The sequence below is a fragment of the Streptomyces sp. NPDC001339 genome (assembly GCF_042895955.1).
In the GTDB taxonomy this organism is placed as follows: Bacteria; Actinomycetota; Actinomycetes; order Streptomycetales; family Streptomycetaceae; genus Streptomyces.
The window spans coordinates 294,896-309,646 of the sequence record NZ_JBIAWT010000008.1; the positions used below are offsets into that span (position 1 = coordinate 294,896).

A 14,751-nucleotide genomic window follows, 5' to 3' on the forward strand; every position below is an offset into this window, starting at 1 on the left:
TGGTGGAGCTGGTGCGCTAGGGGCGGGCCAGCGGGAGGGCGGCGTTGGTGAAGGCTTCGGCCTGCTGCCAGGTCAGCGGCCGCAGATCGAGGAGCGCGGATACCGCGGCCGTCTCGATGGCGGCGCAGGCTGAGTTGAGTTCGTCGTCGCTATCGGCGCTGACGGTGAGCAGGCCGGTCAGGGCGACGTCGGCGTGGCCGGCGATCAGCTGGCGCTCGCGCTGCTTGATGTCGGCGTACTCGACCGAGTCCTCTTCGGAGTCGACCTGGCCCTTGCGCTGCCGCTCGGCCGCGTCCGCGATCACCGTGGCCTTCTTGCGCTGCACGTCCTTGAGCGCTGCATCCAGTCCCTTGGGTGCGTAGGTCAGCGACAGGGTGCGCCGCACGCCGGAGGTGAACAGCAGCTGGTGCAGGAAGCCGGGGCTGGTTTCAATGCGGGGCCAGTTCTCGATCCAGTACGTGGCGTGGCGGGCCGAGTCGGTCTGGATCCGGTCGGCCTTCTCCACCAGAACGACCGGACCGGCAGCCGCTGGATCGGCCTGCGGGCGGCCGGCCTCGGACCACTGATCCAGAGCGGCGGACGCCTTGGGGTCGTAGGCGGTGCGGATCACGGCGGCGATCTCGCTCGCACCCAGCCAGCCGCCCGGTGTGAGACCGGAGTTGCGGGCAGCCTGGTCGAAGGTGGACGTCAGCTGGGCCAGCACGGCGAAGGCACCGGTCAGTCCGCCGCCGGCCTGGTTGATCAGGCGCCGGGCGGCCTTGAGATCGAGCGCGAGCGCGACGTACGCCTCGTGCGGGGCTGCTGCGGGACCGGCGGCGGCCAGCAGGTCGCTGTAGATGGGGCCGGCCAGGTGGGTGTCGGCGTTGCCGTGCTCGCTCCAGTAGCGATTGAGCGCGTCGCCGGAGTCGGGCACGGTCCGCTCCAGCACCTGGACACGAGCGATGTGACCAGTGCGCGACAGCGCGGCCAGGGTGCGGCCCCAGCCTGCGACGTTGCTGGTCTGCGTGGCTGGATCCAGCAGGGCGAAGGCACGGGAGGACACCTTCACCACAGCGGTCAGCGTGCCGTTGTGAGGATCGTGCACCGCACCGAAGCCGCCACCCGGAGAGGTGACCACCTGCAGGGAAGCAGCGGTGCCGGGAAGGTGCAGTAGACCCTCACGCCGCGGTCGGCGGGAGGGGCGGGCCAGCCAGATGAGCTGGCCCTTGAAACGCCGCAGCGCATAACGCAGGGCGATGGGCGCCCAGTCGGCCAGGGAACGTCCGCGGTGGCGGATGAAGACCGCCCCCAGGATGACCGCCCACAGCGGGATGAGCTTGAGCGCACCGGTGACGCCGGATTGCATCAGCACCCCGAGCAGGGCAAGGCCGGTGAGAGTGACGACGACGAGCTGGGCGACCGACAGGCCGAGCAGTACGCCTCGACGTGAGCGGTGGGGGAACTTCACGGTAGCCGGGCCGTCAGGCAGAGAAGCGTCGGGATGCATGGCAAAGCCGTCCTTGGAACGTGGTGAAAAGAAGGAAGGGGAGACGGGGGCGGGCGGGCCGAGCGAGGCAGGCGCCCGCCCCCGTCAGATGAGGGCTACGAGCCCGATCCACCCGGTGGCTTGGGGTAGATCCACCGCTGCGGCGTGGTGCCGCCCTGGGGCGGAGGCCCACTCGCCGGTGGCGGCCCGCTGGGCCGTGGCGCCGGCGGATCCATCCGCGTACCCGCCGCAGCCGAGGCGCCCGGCGTGGACGAAACCGGCGCCGAAGCTGCCGCCGCGCCTGAGGCGGTCGCCTGGCCGGGGCGCTGGATCAGGGGCTGGCCGCGGTCGCCGTCCGTGGGGGGCCGCTGGATCAGCGGCCGGCCCTTGTCGCCCGTGGCGTTGGGGTCCTCGCCGTAGCGGAATCGGGTCTGCTTCGGCTTCCCGCCACCGCTCGCACCGCCGGTCGGATCGATACCGGAGGCGACGCCATCCGTGCCCTGGCCCGGCACCTTCGACGGACCCTGCGGAGCAGGCGTCCCGGTGCCCGCCTGCATGGCGAGCTGGCCTGCGGTCTTGGCCGCGCCCGCCGCCACCGCCATACCGGCGACGCCGGTGCGGTGCAGGTCATCGTGGCCGCCGCCGTCAGCGGCCCAGTGGATGAACTTGTAGGTGGCGTAGGGGCACAGCATCACCAGGACCATCACGACGATGCCCGCGATCGCATCCGACAGGGCAGCGAGCCCACCGTGCGAGTCGGACTTGCCCATGGCCGACACACCCAGCAAGAACACGATCGTCATCAGCAACTTGCTGACGACCAGGGTGGCCGTGGCCTCGACCCAGCCGCGGCGCCAGCGCCGGGCCACCTCCCAGCCCCCGCCGGCCCCGGCGAAGACCGCCAGCGTGACCAGGACCAGGATGCCGACCTTGCGGGCCACCATCACGGCCCAGTACAAGAACGCCCCGATCGCGCAGCCGAGCGCGATGATCGACGGAACACCCCAGCCCAGGCCATACATCGCCCCCAACTCGTTCACCTTGATCATGCGACGGACCGCATCATCGACGGAACTGTTGGCGGCCTTGAACAGACCAGCACTGAGCGCATCGACCACAGTGATCGCGACGGTGGTGCAAGCAATGGCGGCGAAGGCGAAGAAGACGCCCACCATGGTCCCGAACGCGGCCTGGGCAAGGGCACGTTCGTCCCTGCGCCAGGCAGCACGGGTCAGCTGCAGACAGAACGTGCCAACCGTCAGGATCAACCCGATCGGCAACAGCAGCTCGTAGTTGCTGCGGAACCACTCGGCGTTCAGATCGATGGCGGTGGTCTGATCGACAGCCTTGGACGCGAGGTCGGCAGCTGATTGGGCCACCTCGCCCATCGACTTGGCGATCCAGGCACCGATGCCGTCGGTGACCGCCTTGCCGGTGGAGCTGACGACGCCACCGACGGCGTCGCAGACCGTATTCATCAGAGGAAGGTCGCAGGCTCCCATCAGGGCACCTCCTTATCCGGAATCAGGGCGTTCATGGCGCGGCGTTGGGCAGGACGGCGGCCAGCGCGCAGTTCTGGTGCGGCCGGCACTGGACGGCGAGGGTCATCGAGCGGGCCTCGGCCCCGGCTCCCGAGCCCTTCCAGGCGAGGGTCTGGTTGCCGGTGACCGTGACGGCGTAGACGTACGCCTGGGTGATCGCACCGGGATCCTGGGCCAGCGCGGTCTTGAACGCCTGCGGGAAGTGGCCCTCGCCGACGGTGGCGCTCGCGTGCTGGTGGTTGTCGTGCATCCGCGACCACAGCACCGGGCTGGGCACCTGGTCGGTGATGGACTTCCAGTCGGCGTACTTCTTCTCGCCGGTCATCCACCGCTTCAGGCCGGCCAGGTGCTCGGTCTGGGAGAAGGGGCGGGTGTCGTACGTCCAAAGAACCTTCGTGGCTTCCTTGGCGAACACGATCGGATCGCTCGTCTTCGGAGGATCCGCGACAGCGACACGATTGCCGTCAGTCGCCTCGGGTGAGGGTGACGGCTCCTGGGCGGACGTCGATGGTGGGGAGGGCTTGGCCGAGGCCGGGCTGTCCGTACGGTTGAGATACGCGACCAGACCGGCGACGGCCAGCAGCACGGCGAGGATGATGCCGCCGATCAGCGAGCGCCGCAGGACCGAGGTCGGTTCTCCGTACGTGCGCTCCTCAGCATTGCGGAGACGTTTCTTCGGCATCAGTGGACCTGCGTTCCCATGGCGGAGAAGAACGCGACGATGCCGTTTGCGGCACCCAGCAGCAGGGCGCATCCAGCGGCGATGGCCGTGCCCTTCTTGCCGTTCTGCTCGGCCTGGTGGCCGCCGCTGTGGTGGCCCCAGGCCCAGACGACTGCGGAGATGACCAAGGCGCCGACCGTGGCGATGATGCCGAACAGGTTGATGCTGCCTATCACGTTCTTCAGGACATCGAGACCGGGGAGCCCGCCCTGCTTCGGCGTAACGCCGGGGTTGTAAGCCAGGTACTGGGCGTGCTGCATGAGCTTCATGGGAACTCCAGTGCGAATTTGGGCATGCGAAGGCCCGGAAGGGGAGGAAGAGAGAAGAGGGAGTGAGGGGGAGGGGAGGGGGAGGGGGAGAGGCCGGTCAGGCGACTCGGCGGGCGGCGAGGATGTCCGGCCGCCACGAGGCGAGGGTCGAGATCTTGACCACGTCGCCGGTTTTGGGGGCCTGCAAGATCAGCCCTTCGCCGATGAACATCCCAACGTGTTCCGGCACCGCTGCTGTGCCGCGGGTGAAGAGCAGATCGCCAGGCTTGAGGGCACCGACGCTGACCGCCTTGCCCTCCTTGACCTGCGTGTACGTGGTCCGGGAGATCGAGACCCCACCGGCCTTGTACGACGCCTGCATCAGCGACGAGCAATCACACCGGCCCATCGGGTCCTGGCCGTGCGGATCGGTGCAGCTGCCACCCCACTGGTACGCAGTGCCAAGCTGACCGAGCCCCCAACGGATCGCCGTACGAACGGGCTTGGGCGCGTCGGCCGGGATCTTGTAGCCCTTGGGGACGGACCCGGCCGGGATCGGGCCGAACCCGCTCCCATCGCCTCCCGTCCCGCATCGGCTAGAGGAGACCTCCGGCTGGGCGTCCTTGCCGGCGTCCTTGCTGGAACCGCCCTTGGCGGGGAGGTTCTTGGCGATGGCCTTCTGGAGCGCCGTGGCCAGCGGTTCCCACTTGGCGTAGGCGTCCGGGAACCCGCTCGCCTGGACCGCCTGCGCGGCCTGGGCGATGGTCATCGACTGCCAGCCCGAGACCTTCAACAGCCCCTCGTAGAACTTCGTCGAGGCGTGCACCGGATCCCGGACCTGCTGCGCGGTGCCCCAGCCCTGACTGGGACGCTGCTGGAACAGACCGAGAGAATCCCGATCGCCGTAGTCCAAGTTCCGCAGCCCCGACTCCTGCAAAGCAGTCGCCAGCGCAACGACCTGCCCGCGCGCAGGCACCTTCATCGCGACGCCGGTGGCCAGGATCTCCTTGGCGTTCGGTATCTGCTCCTTCGGGTTGTCCAGCCCCGCAACGGACGCCGAACCCTTGCCGCCGCCCTTGAGGATCGACTCCACCTGCTCGGCCACGGCCTTGGCATCCACCGCACCGCCACCACCGGCTTCGCCGCAGGCAGCCTGGGCGTTGCTGGCACCGGCCAGGGCGACCGCGATGGGCGCGATCAGCAGCACTGGGGCGAGGACGACGCCCCCGGCTATCGCAGCCACCTTCTTCACAGCCGACCACCGGACGCTCGGCGTATCCAAATATCCGGCTCGGGCGAGGGGCGTGCCTGGGCATGCTGCATCAGCAGCTCCTTACTCGTAGGCAGCGTGGCGCCGGCGTTCTCGTCGAAAAGGCCACCGGCACCACACCGGTTAAACACTCGAAAGTCCCCGAAGGGAGGGCCGCGCGCTTCAGAGCTGCTAACTCCGAAGCGCCGGACCCTTTATCGCAACACGGCAGCCAGCCGCGCTCGTAATCTCAGACGCCACACGATGAATTCGTCTCCCACGCATTCGTCAAGGTCTTTCACGGGTGCTGAACGGGCTGCCGAATGGACGAGGCAACACGCATCAGCACAGCTCAACAGGGCCGGGGCTAGGACCCGTCCTGCGAACACGGCGAGACTGTAGAGACAAAATCCGGCCGCACCAAACGAGCCGCGATCATGAAAAGGGACCGGCAAGATCACGCCATTGGGTGCGGCCGGAAAAAGGCGCTAACCTCCAGCCCACTGCCCGCCCGGTCAGCCACCTGCGCGGTTGCCCCGAGCAGTACTTGCACGCATATTCCGGTCCACGAGTGCGTGCATGTAGTCGTCTTCCAGAAAGAGAGATCCGCCGAATGTCCTCGTACACCCTGCACCGAGGCGACGCGCTTACCGTCCTGAAGTCCCTGCCGGACGAGAGCGTCGATGCCGTCATCACCGACCCGCCCTACAACTCCGGCGGGCGCACCAGCTCTGAACGCACCGCCCGCACCGCACGAGCGAAGTACACCAGCGGCGACGCCCGCCACGACCTCGCCAACTTCCCTGGCGAAAACCGCGACCAACGCTCCTACCGCGCCTGGCTGACCGAGCTGCTCACCGAGGCATACCGAGCCAGCCGCGAACACGCCGTCGTCATGGTCTTCTCTGACTGGAGGCAGGACCCCACCACGTCCGATGCCCTGCAGATGGCCGGCTGGACCTGGCACGGGAAGATGCCGTGGATCAAGCCGGCCTCACGGCCCCGCAAGGGCGGACCGAAGCAGGACTCCGAGTTCATTCTCTGGGGCGTCAAGGGCACCCTGGACAACACCCGCGACCTCTACCTGCCCGGCCACTTCATCGCCTCCCAGCCCCGCAAGGACCGCGTCCACATCACGCAGAAGCCAGTGGAGGTTATGCAGCAGCTCGTCCAGGTCTGCCCGCCAGGCGGCACCGTCCTCGATCCCTTCACCGGCTCCGGCTCCACCGGCATCGCCGCCCTGAAGGAAGGCCGCAACTTCGTCGGCGTCGAACTCTCCGACCACTACGCCAACATCGCCGAACAACGCCTCCGCAACATCCTGACCCAGGACGACTTCGCACTCGCCGGGCCCGAAGAGTGAGAGCGACACGCCCCGGAAGACCGGGCCAGAACACAGAAGAAGGGCGGTTGCGTCATCGAATACCCGATGACGCAACCGCCCTTGACGTTCGAGATCAGCCTGCTTCGACGCTCTGCCGGATGAGGTCACCGGCTCGTGCGAGATCCTCGCGCGATCTGATACGCACCTCGACGCCGTCCTTGATTCCCAAGCACCCCAGCCCGCGGACGTCCCGAGAGAAACCCTCCTCCAGCTCCACAGCATCCGGATCCAGCTTCAGGTTGACCACGAGCATGCGGTTCCGCGGCTGGACGCGCACCGTGGCGACATTCTTGATCCGTCGGTACGCGATGTAGTGCAGCTGGGTCTCCTTCTGCAGTTCCTCGTGCGACAGGAGAATGTCGTCGAGGTCCGCGTACAGATCCTGAAGGACCTGTGGCGACTCGTCCAGGTACTGCTGAACCGACTTCGGCGAAGCCGCACTGGCGACTCGGGACGTGGTGGGTGACTTTCCCCGAGCCGGAGAGGCGGAGCCGGCAACGGAGGCGACCAGCTGCAGCGTCAGCACATCGTCGAAGACCCGGTAGCTCACCAAGTCGATGCGGCGGCCGATCATCTCGATGGCCACCGTGTCATGGTGCGTGAAGTCCCCAGCGACGCATACGAGCCGGGGATTGCTCCAGTCGATCATCTCGGCCGCCTCGGTGCCCAGCTTCTCCTTGACCAGGCTCTCGAACTCGTGGTGGTGGTCATGGAGCCACGACAGATACGACAGCGCCTGATTCGTGACGTTCTGGTCACGGGAGCGCTTGTACTCGACGATGACCGGCGTCCCGTTCTCATCCAGACCCAGAGAGTCGATCCGGCCCCGATGTCGACCCGTCGCGTACTCGCTCGCCAGGAAACGGATGCCGAGCATCGCTTCCATGTTGTCCTCGACCAGCGTCTGCAACTGGCGCTCCAGCGCCATGGACGAGCCCGCAATCTCCGTGGCCTGCCCGCCGCGCACCCGGAACACCTTCAAGTTGCTCATACGCCACCCCCGACTCCACCTCGATCACTGCGAACGAACAATCGAGCCCAGGAGGCATTTATTCCGGCAGGACCTCGCTGCCTTCCCACCAAACCGTGAGCACATCTCGCCAGGGCTGAAACAGCGCGCTCAGCTATACAGAACCTTGCAGACGACACATGTGCCGACGCTGGCTGTCATCCTCAATGGGTGATCGAACGCATACGGGGCCAACTAACCCGTCGGCAAAGGAAGAAGGCCGACGAAGCGATACGCAAGCTATGCGAAGCGTCCACAGTGCTTGACCTTGGTCCGGTGCCAGGACCGGTACGGGTAGCGCTCCGGGTGCGCTATCAAACAGCACTCCCAATGTGGGCCGTTCTGATACCCATCGTTGTGGCCGAGTGGTGGCTCGTCGGGCGGCTTATGAAATGGGGCTTGCACGCCCACGCACCGTCATGGCTGCTGAGCGATCTTGCTGAACGTAACGCAATGCTGACAACTCGTGCAGCATGGTTGCAGTTCGCGAGCAGTTGGATCTTCATCGTCACGCTTGGGCTGGTTGCGCGGGTCACTCTGCGCGCCATCACGTACGCATTCGACTTGCGGGCCTGGACGTTTCTGCGCGTCGCAGAGTGGGCGGCCGTCATCCGCGAGTGTGCAGACATAGTCCGATCAGGCCGTGACCGGGACGACCACTTACGCACCCTGTCCTTGCGTATTCCGGTCATGCGGGTACGTGGCGCATGTTGGGCACGAAACACCATCGGATCGTCCTGGCGGCGCCGTAAGGCGAAGGAACATGCCGAACGCGTGGTGATGGCGCTACGGACTGCCGAGGCTGGGCTTGACGTGGAGCCGGAGGAGGCTGCGCGGAATCTCGCCCGCATGATGTTGAAGATCAGTGAGCGCTATGCACAGGGGAAGGTCGGTGCCCTGCTCGACCCAGGTGACCTTCCAGACCCACAGCCACGGCATGAGGCGCTACGGCTTTCATTCGCTGTTGGTCTTGTTGCAGGGCTCGCTCTGATCGCTAAGGCGATGAACTTGCCCAACCAGATCGCCGTCGCCAGCACAGTGATCGCGGCAGCGTTGGTGTATCGCAGGGCAGCCATGGCTGGTCTCGGCGTCCTTGCGTTCCTCTACCCGCTGCTGTTCCCAGGCAAATGAGCCGCCGCCCGAAGCGAAGGGGGCCCGTGATTTGGGCTTCCGCGGAATCATCAGCGCGCAGAGCCGGCTGCTCTCCCAGATCTAGGGGCCTTCGCTACGGGCTACGCGTCGAATTCGCCTTCCCAAGCGAAGTCGAGGAGGGCCTTGGGGAGGTAGTCGGTCTCGACCTCGACCGGGATGCCGTTGGCCTTCGCGAGGCTGGCGATGGCCAGTGCAGCGAGGGCCACGATCCCGAGGATGTTTTCGGTGCGGTCTTCGTCAGCGGTCCAGTACGCCTTGTGCCAGCGGATGGCGTCGGCAAGGGCGTCGTTGAAGCCGGCGACGTCGTTGCGCAGGTAGCGGTAGAGCATCATGATCGGCGGGTACTTGAGCTTGATCATTGTCTCCGCGTCGACGACTCGGGCGTGCTCGGGAGCACTCAGGTCCACGGCGCGCACCAGGTGCGTGCGCAGGTCGTCTCGGTGGAGCCAGAAGCTCTGGAGGGTTTCCACCCAGGCGTAGGTGTACTCGTCCAGGGCGCCGCCGAAGTCGCGCAGAAGGGACACCGGGATCCGGGCCAGCATGTCGAGGCGGGCTGCTTCACGGCAGATGACCGCGAGGTAGAAGGCATTGAGCCAGGTGTTCGCGTTGAGGTAGGTCTGCGGCCCGGTGGTGGCGAGGTGGCGCTCCTCATGGCGGATCTTGCACGTGACCGTTTCCCGGTTGGGATCGGCGGCGGCGAAGACGGCCGAATGTACCTGCATGGCCAGCAGCCAGGACTCCCAGGTCTCCAACATGCCGGCAGTGGGGTCCCCGACACAGCGGACGAGGGCGACGTTCAGCGATTCCATGACCGCTTCCGACCTGGAGTTGTGCGAGGTCTCGATCTTCTCCAGCGAATAGGACAGTGACTCCTCCATGACGGGAACCACGGCTGCCATCTGTTCCAGGTGTCTCACGTGGGGAACTCGCCGCACCAGTTGCGTTTGATGAGGACGGCGGGAAGGTACTCAGACTCGACCTCGATGGGGATGCCCGCGTCGTGGGCGATGCAGGCCATGGCGAGGGGGGCGAGCGCGACGAGGCCCGGAATTGTGGCGGCTCGGTCCTCTTCGGTCCAGTACTCCTTGTGCCACTGGAGGGCGGCGACGAGTGCACGGTTGAAGCCGACATGGTCCTTGCGGACGATCCGGTGGAACATCTCCATGGCCGGGTACATCAGCTTGCCCACCGTCTCCGGATCGGTGACGGTTTCCGGGTCCGTGCCGTCCACCGCGGCCACCAGCTTCTGGCCGAGGTCGGGGCCGCCGAGCCAGTAGGTCTGGAGGGTGTCGATCCAGGCGAATTGGAACTCGTCGAAACGCGAGCCGTTCTCGCGCAGCAGGGACAGCGGCACCTGGCTCAGGGCCGTGATCCTGTCCCGTTCCCGGCACACCACGGCCAGGTAGAAGGCGGTGAGCCAGGTGTTCGGGTGCACGTACCACTGCGGGCCGGTGGCCTGGAGCATCCGATCCTTGTGCGCAATGCGGCACTCAACTCGCGCTTCGGTCGTGGTCGCGGCAGCGAACACTGCGGAGCCGACCTGCATCGCATTCACCCAGGCATCCCACGTGGGGAAGATCGCCGCCCTCGGGTCCATCAGGCAGTGCGCCTTGGCCAGCGTGAGTGTGGTGCCCAGGGCATCGCCCAGTCTGGTGGAGCGCGCCTCCAGCCCGTCTATCAGCTTCTGTGCGCTGTTCTGGAGCACGGCGAGGCCCTCTTCCGCGTTCCCCGTGGGAAAGGGGTGGCGGGAAACGCTCGTATGGCTCACGTGGGGAACTCGCCGAGCCAACCGTGGTGCAAGAGATGCTTGGGCAGGTACTCGGATTCGACCTCGATCGGAAGTTCCCCGTCGAAGGCCAGGCAGGCGATCGCAAGAGGGCCCAGGGCGATGCTGCCGTCGATGTCGGCCTTCCGCTCCTCGGTCAGCGTCCAGTATGTCTGGTGCAGCTTCAGTGCCTCTGCTAGGGCGGGGCTGAAGCCGGCTTCGTCTTTGGTTACGAAGTGGTAGAAGAGGTTGATCGGTGGATAGAGCAAACCCTGAAGCAGGTCCCGCGGGGCGGTCCGTGCCACTTCGGGATGCGACGTCTGGAGCGCGGCGGTGAGCTTCTCCACCAGGCCCGGCCGCCGCAGCCAGTACGTCTGCAGGGTGTCCACCCAGTGGTAGATGTACTCGTCGTACTGCCCTTCCGGGGCGCGAAGGCGCTCCAACGGGATCTCGCACAGCTGCGTCATCCGCTGCTGTTCACGGCAAATGACGGCCAGCCAGAACGCCGTCAGCCAATTCCCCGCGTCGGCAGACGACAGCGGGCCGATCGCCCGGATAGCTCGCAGCTTCCGGTCGATGCGGCATTCGACGGTTCCCTCACTTGCACCTGTCACGGCGAAAAGTGCTGAACCCAGCTGCATCGCGTTGACCGTGGCCTCCCAGGTCTCCACCTTCGCTGCGCGTGGGTCAATGACGCAGCGAGCGCGTAGCGCCATGACGGCGGTGCTGAACGCGAAGTCGATCGAGCCTGCTGACTCCTCAAGGTTGTCAATGCGCCTGGTCACTCGCTTGCTAAGCCGCTCCGCGAACCGCTCGGCGTCGGGTCCTGCTGGGAGTTCATGCCGGGCAACAGTCACGGTCACGGAAGAGTCCCCTTGCTGATGTCGAACCGTCGATACTGGTAGCCAGTGTACTTTCCTGTGTTTTTCTCTCCCTTGACGACGACGTAGTCTAGCTTGCCCTCATCGAGCGCCTTTTCCAGGGCATCGACTAGATCGTCTTCGCCTCGCTTTTCCATCGCCTTGAGGATGTCGAAGAAGTACTCTCTACTTCCCTGGGACACTTTCCTACCGTTCGGGAGGGTGCGACCTCCCAGCTCGGTATCAGCGCTACTCTTGGCCTCGACTACGACTATTCGACCATCCTCATGTTTCCATACCTGGTCGAACTGGTCATTTCCGTTCTTTGGGCCGAGGAGCGTCTGCTTGTCAAAGTCCGGGTATTTTTCGGCGACGTAGTGGTATTCGGCCGCCTTCTCGCCGAATGCCTCGGTAGCGTCACCCATTGCGGTGTGGGATTCCTTGTACGTACCCCTAGCTTCTCCCCAATGTGCGGCTGTTTCGGGGGTGCCGTGGATCTCGTGAGCCTTTCCGGTCTCCGCCTTCCAGTCGCTTACGATATTGTCCCATTGGACGGCGAAATGGCGTTCTCGTGCAGCCTCTTCCAAAATCTCTCGCCTGGCCGGGCTTGTGACAGTGTCCGCCCCCACGCTGATGTAATCCCGGTCAAGGAAATGCGGTTTTGGGGGCTCGGGGGCATCCTTGGCACGGATCCACGGGGCGTTTTCTGACAGTCGCGTGAGTTGAGGCGGAGTTTGCCCGCTCTCATCGTACAAATCCAGGTCTCTGCGCGTTCCATCCTTTCTGTAGTAGTGCTCGCGGTACCCCGGCTCGTGATTGGCGCGATAGACCTGAATTTCTTGTATCTGCTCGTGCGTGAGCGAACCGCGGGGGCCGTAGGGGTTATCGCCTTCGCGCATGAAGCTGGGACGCGGTGCAGAATTGTGCTGCGGAGCGCCAGCGCCATCTCCGGCTGACGGGTGCATATCGCCGCCAGCGCCGCCCCGAGGCTCGGGGTGGCCGGAGCTGCCCGACAGGTGGGTGTCGGCCATAGAGCCGCCGCGGACACCGTGGTCGGTGGCGGAGCTGCCTGGTAGGTCGCGGCCACCGCCTGTGGTCGGGGTGTTGTCTCCCGGGCGGCCACCCGTCGGGTTGTTGTCCAGGCTGTTGCTGGGCGTGTGGTTGCCCGGGGCGCTGTGGTCGCCAGCACGGCTCCGGGAAGTGTTGTCACCCGAACCAACGTCGCGGTGGCCCGCGTTCTCGCCGACGTGGCCCGGGTCGGATATCTCCGAGCCGACGCGTGTGACGTCGTCGCCACGTCCGCCGACGCCGGCCAAGGCTGGCTGTTTCTGGTGGGATGGGTTCTCGGTCCGTGGATTGTCCGCGCCCGCCTTCGGGTCGGGGACATTCTCTTTCCTGGCCTCATCGCCCTTCTGGAGGAGGCTCCCGTCCTCCCTGTACAGAGAGCCATCGCTGCCCACGTACTTCCCCGGGCCATCGAATGGGCTCTCCACCGTGCCCGGCGGGAGGGCGACCGTGTCTTCGGGCAGCTTGATTCTGCCGCCCGAGAGCCTGGTCGCCCCTTCTGGGATGGCGGCGTCCTTGGGCAGCTGGATCGTGCCGTCCGGCAGCTTTTGGGCACCTTCGGGCAGGCTGAAGGCGCCGTCGGAGATCTTCGGGACCTCAAGGTGGCCGGCGTCCTTGAGGCCGACCATTACGCCGCGGAGCTTCGTCAGGCCGAAGCCTGCGCCCTTGGCGACGTAGGTAATCGGGTCGATGGCCTGGGCCACCTTGCTGCCGACGGAGATGACCTTGGCTGCCGTGGCGGCCTTACCCACGCCCGCCACGGCGCTGCCGCCGCCCCGGGTGATGACGGCGCTCAGGACGTTGAAGGTGACCGCGCCGGCAGCCCGAGCGTTGTTCGTCCCCCACTGGTCCCAGGCGACGAACGCCTTGCCGGTCTCGACCATCGCGGTACGCGATTCCCGCAGCCAGGAGGGAAGCATGTCCCCGGGTGTCGCGAAGAAGGCGGGGGCCAGGAAGGGCATGGTGGTGGTGACTGTGATGCCGGTGGAGAGCTTGGCCAGACCGAGCCACGCCTCGCCGGCGGCATCCCCTCCGTACCCGCCGAACAGGGTCTTCAGCGCCTTGGCGCCAGCCAACCCGCCATCGACGACGAAGCCCTTGCCGAATTCCCAGGCGTGCTCCCACACCTGCCACCCGGGAATGGATTCCTCGACCGCGTCGCCCCAGGGCAGGCTCTTGGCCTGCTTGAGGTCTTCGGCGTTGTAGCCGTAACCCGTCTTGTGGGTAGCGTCGATGACGTGGAGCGCCTTGCCGCCGACCAGGCCGACGATCTTGGTGTAGCAGTTGCGTTCGGCTTCCTGGAACGCGGTCCAGACTTCGGCGATCTTGTTGCGGCGGGCCAGGTTCTCGTCGGTCAGGTCGCCGTCTTCGCTCCAGTCGTCTTCGGCGGCCTCGTTGGCTTGGAAGTCGGCAGCCTCTTTCTTCAGCTGCTTGAACTTCTCGATCAGCGGGGTGATCTCGCGGGCGTAGGTGCCCAGCGCCTTGGCGATGACGCGCATGTCCTCGCCGAGTTCATGCGCGGTGTCCGCCACTGGTTTGGTGACGCCGAACAGCTGCTCCGCCTCGGGTGCCTTGTAGAAGGCGGCAAGCCCGCCGAAGGACTTGTGGACGTCCGAGCCCGCGGTTTCGAGCGCGGAGCCGCCGCGGGAGAGCGCCTTTACTTTGGATTCGAGAACGTGCAGATTACCGGTGAAGACCGGTACGTCGTCCGGGTGGACCGGTCCGCCGCTCACTTCTTCCCCCCGAAGTCCTTGAGAGCCTCCAGCCGCACGGCGTGGGCAGCGCTTTGGGCGTTCTTGGCCGCTTCCAGGTCGCCCTGGACGTATTCATTGGTGGCTTTGGCGGCGCCCAGGACGGCGGCCTGGCAGCGATCGGCCATCCCCTTCATGGCCTTGCGGCGGCCGTTCACGTACTCGACCAGCGCGGCGGCGACCGGGCCCGTTGCCTTGTGAGGCAACAGCTCCGGGGCCACCGGTCCCACCGGCTTGTACCCCGGCGGCGCCACCATCCCGTTCGGCATCGTCTGGGCCTGTGTGCCCGGCACGGCCGTACCGGCTGCCTGGGCTGCCTCCTGGATGTCGGCGAGCAGTGTGTTGAGGGTCTTGCCGAGGTCTTCGGCGTGCGTGCCGACGACCTTCAACTGGCCCTGCACTCCCTGCGGCTGAATATCCCATGACGTCATGAATGCCCCCCGCATTCCTCTCTCTTGCATCCACACACCACGACCCGCGCGACACCGCCGCCTCCATGGAGGCCGACAACCCATGGGCGCACCGCAAAGTAGTGTTTCCG

At 66.2% G+C, this 14,751-nt stretch carries 13 protein-coding genes; 2 read left to right on the forward strand and 11 right to left on the reverse strand.

Annotation, left to right across the window (positions count from 1 at the left end; genetic code table 11):
• Positions 1 to 16 precede the first annotated feature (16 nt).
• The 5 genes from ACFY12_RS25020 to ACFY12_RS25040 form a co-directional block, all read right to left on the reverse strand.
• The gene (locus ACFY12_RS25020) at positions 17 to 1,486 is read right to left on the reverse strand and encodes an SCO6880 family protein (protein WP_390718115.1); all 1,470 of its coding nucleotides are present in this window, start codon (positions 1,484 to 1,486) and stop codon (positions 17 to 19) included.
• Between the two features lie 95 nt (positions 1,487 to 1,581).
• Positions 1,582 to 2,967, reverse strand: coding sequence for an ATP-binding protein (locus tag ACFY12_RS25025; RefSeq protein WP_390718116.1), 1,386 nt, complete (start codon positions 2,965 to 2,967; stop codon positions 1,582 to 1,584).
• Positions 2,968 to 2,998: 31 nt separating this feature from the next.
• Positions 2,999 to 3,688, reverse strand: a complete 690-nt coding sequence (locus ACFY12_RS25030) for a hypothetical protein (protein WP_390718117.1) — start codon at positions 3,686 to 3,688, stop codon at positions 2,999 to 3,001.
• Positions 3,688 to 3,996 (reverse strand): DUF6112 family protein, encoded by a 309-nt coding sequence (locus ACFY12_RS25035; protein WP_030068283.1) that lies wholly within the window; start codon positions 3,994 to 3,996, stop codon positions 3,688 to 3,690. Before ACFY12_RS25035 ends, ACFY12_RS25030 begins: the two co-directional genes overlap by 1 nt.
• Before the next feature lie 97 nt (positions 3,997 to 4,093).
• Complete coding sequence (locus tag ACFY12_RS25040) at positions 4,094 to 5,227, reverse strand: C40 family peptidase (protein WP_390718118.1); 1,134 nt, start codon at positions 5,225 to 5,227, stop codon at positions 4,094 to 4,096.
• Between the two features lie 610 nt (positions 5,228 to 5,837).
• Here ACFY12_RS25040 and ACFY12_RS25045 point away from each other — a divergent pair.
• A complete protein-coding gene (locus ACFY12_RS25045; protein ID WP_390718119.1) occupies positions 5,838 to 6,587 on the forward strand; it encodes a DNA-methyltransferase in 750 nt (249 codons plus the stop codon).
• A gap of 94 nt (positions 6,588 to 6,681) precedes the next feature.
• Here ACFY12_RS25045 and ACFY12_RS25050 read toward each other — a convergent pair whose 3' ends face one another.
• Positions 6,682 to 7,599 (reverse strand): transporter, encoded by a 918-nt coding sequence (locus ACFY12_RS25050; RefSeq protein ID WP_390718120.1) that lies wholly within the window; start codon positions 7,597 to 7,599, stop codon positions 6,682 to 6,684.
• A 417-nt stretch (positions 7,600 to 8,016) separates the two neighbouring features.
• Here ACFY12_RS25050 and ACFY12_RS25055 point away from each other — a divergent pair, with 417 nt between their 5' ends.
• A complete protein-coding gene (locus ACFY12_RS25055) occupies positions 8,017 to 8,748 on the forward strand; it encodes a hypothetical protein (protein WP_390718121.1) in 732 nt (243 codons plus the stop codon).
• Between the two features lie 101 nt (positions 8,749 to 8,849).
• Here the strand turns inward: ACFY12_RS25055 and ACFY12_RS25060 are convergent, their stop codons facing one another.
• The 5 genes from ACFY12_RS25060 to ACFY12_RS25080 are packed head-to-tail and all read right to left on the reverse strand — an operon-like array spanning position 8,850 to position 14,641.
• Positions 8,850 to 9,668: an immunity 49 family protein gene (locus tag ACFY12_RS25060; protein ID WP_390718122.1), complete on the reverse strand. Its 819-nt coding sequence runs from the start codon at positions 9,666 to 9,668 to the stop codon at positions 8,850 to 8,852.
• Positions 9,669 to 9,682: 14 nt separating this feature from the next.
• Positions 9,683 to 10,474: an immunity 49 family protein gene (locus ACFY12_RS25065; protein WP_390718123.1), complete on the reverse strand. Its 792-nt coding sequence runs from the start codon at positions 10,472 to 10,474 to the stop codon at positions 9,683 to 9,685.
• Between the two features lie 59 nt (positions 10,475 to 10,533).
• On the reverse strand, positions 10,534 to 11,397 hold the full coding sequence (locus tag ACFY12_RS25070) for an immunity 49 family protein (protein WP_390718124.1): 864 nt from the start codon (positions 11,395 to 11,397) through the stop codon (positions 10,534 to 10,536).
• On the reverse strand, positions 11,394 to 14,192 hold the full coding sequence (locus ACFY12_RS25075) for a hypothetical protein (RefSeq protein ID WP_390718125.1): 2,799 nt from the start codon (positions 14,190 to 14,192) through the stop codon (positions 11,394 to 11,396). Before ACFY12_RS25075 ends, ACFY12_RS25070 begins: the two co-directional genes overlap by 4 nt.
• Positions 14,189 to 14,641, reverse strand: coding sequence for a DUF6507 family protein (locus tag ACFY12_RS25080; RefSeq protein ID WP_390718126.1), 453 nt, complete (start codon positions 14,639 to 14,641; stop codon positions 14,189 to 14,191). Before ACFY12_RS25080 ends, ACFY12_RS25075 begins: the two co-directional genes overlap by 4 nt.
• Between the last annotated feature and the right edge of the window lie 110 nt (positions 14,642 to 14,751).

What these genes read in the sequence shown, in the direction of transcription:
- ACFY12_RS25020 (WP_390718115.1), bottom strand. Translation starts at nt 1,486, where the DNA reads ATGCATCCCGACGCTTCTCTGCCTGACGGCCCGGCTACCGTGAAGTTC.
- ACFY12_RS25025 (WP_390718116.1), bottom strand. Translation starts at nt 2,967, where the DNA reads ATGGGAGCCTGCGACCTTCCTCTGATGAATACGGTCTGCGACGCCGTC.
- ACFY12_RS25030 (WP_390718117.1), bottom strand. Translation starts at nt 3,688, where the DNA reads ATGCCGAAGAAACGTCTCCGCAATGCTGAGGAGCGCACGTACGGAGAA.
- ACFY12_RS25035 (WP_030068283.1), bottom strand. Translation starts at nt 3,996, where the DNA reads ATGAAGCTCATGCAGCACGCCCAGTACCTGGCTTACAACCCCGGCGTT.
- ACFY12_RS25045 (WP_390718119.1), top strand. Translation starts at nt 5,838, where the DNA reads ATGTCCTCGTACACCCTGCACCGAGGCGACGCGCTTACCGTCCTGAAG.
- ACFY12_RS25050 (WP_390718120.1), bottom strand. Translation starts at nt 7,599, where the DNA reads ATGAGCAACTTGAAGGTGTTCCGGGTGCGCGGCGGGCAGGCCACGGAG.
- ACFY12_RS25060 (WP_390718122.1), bottom strand. Translation starts at nt 9,668, where the DNA reads ATGGCAGCCGTGGTTCCCGTCATGGAGGAGTCACTGTCCTATTCGCTG.
- ACFY12_RS25080 (WP_390718126.1), bottom strand. Translation starts at nt 14,641, where the DNA reads ATGACGTCATGGGATATTCAGCCGCAGGGAGTGCAGGGCCAGTTGAAG.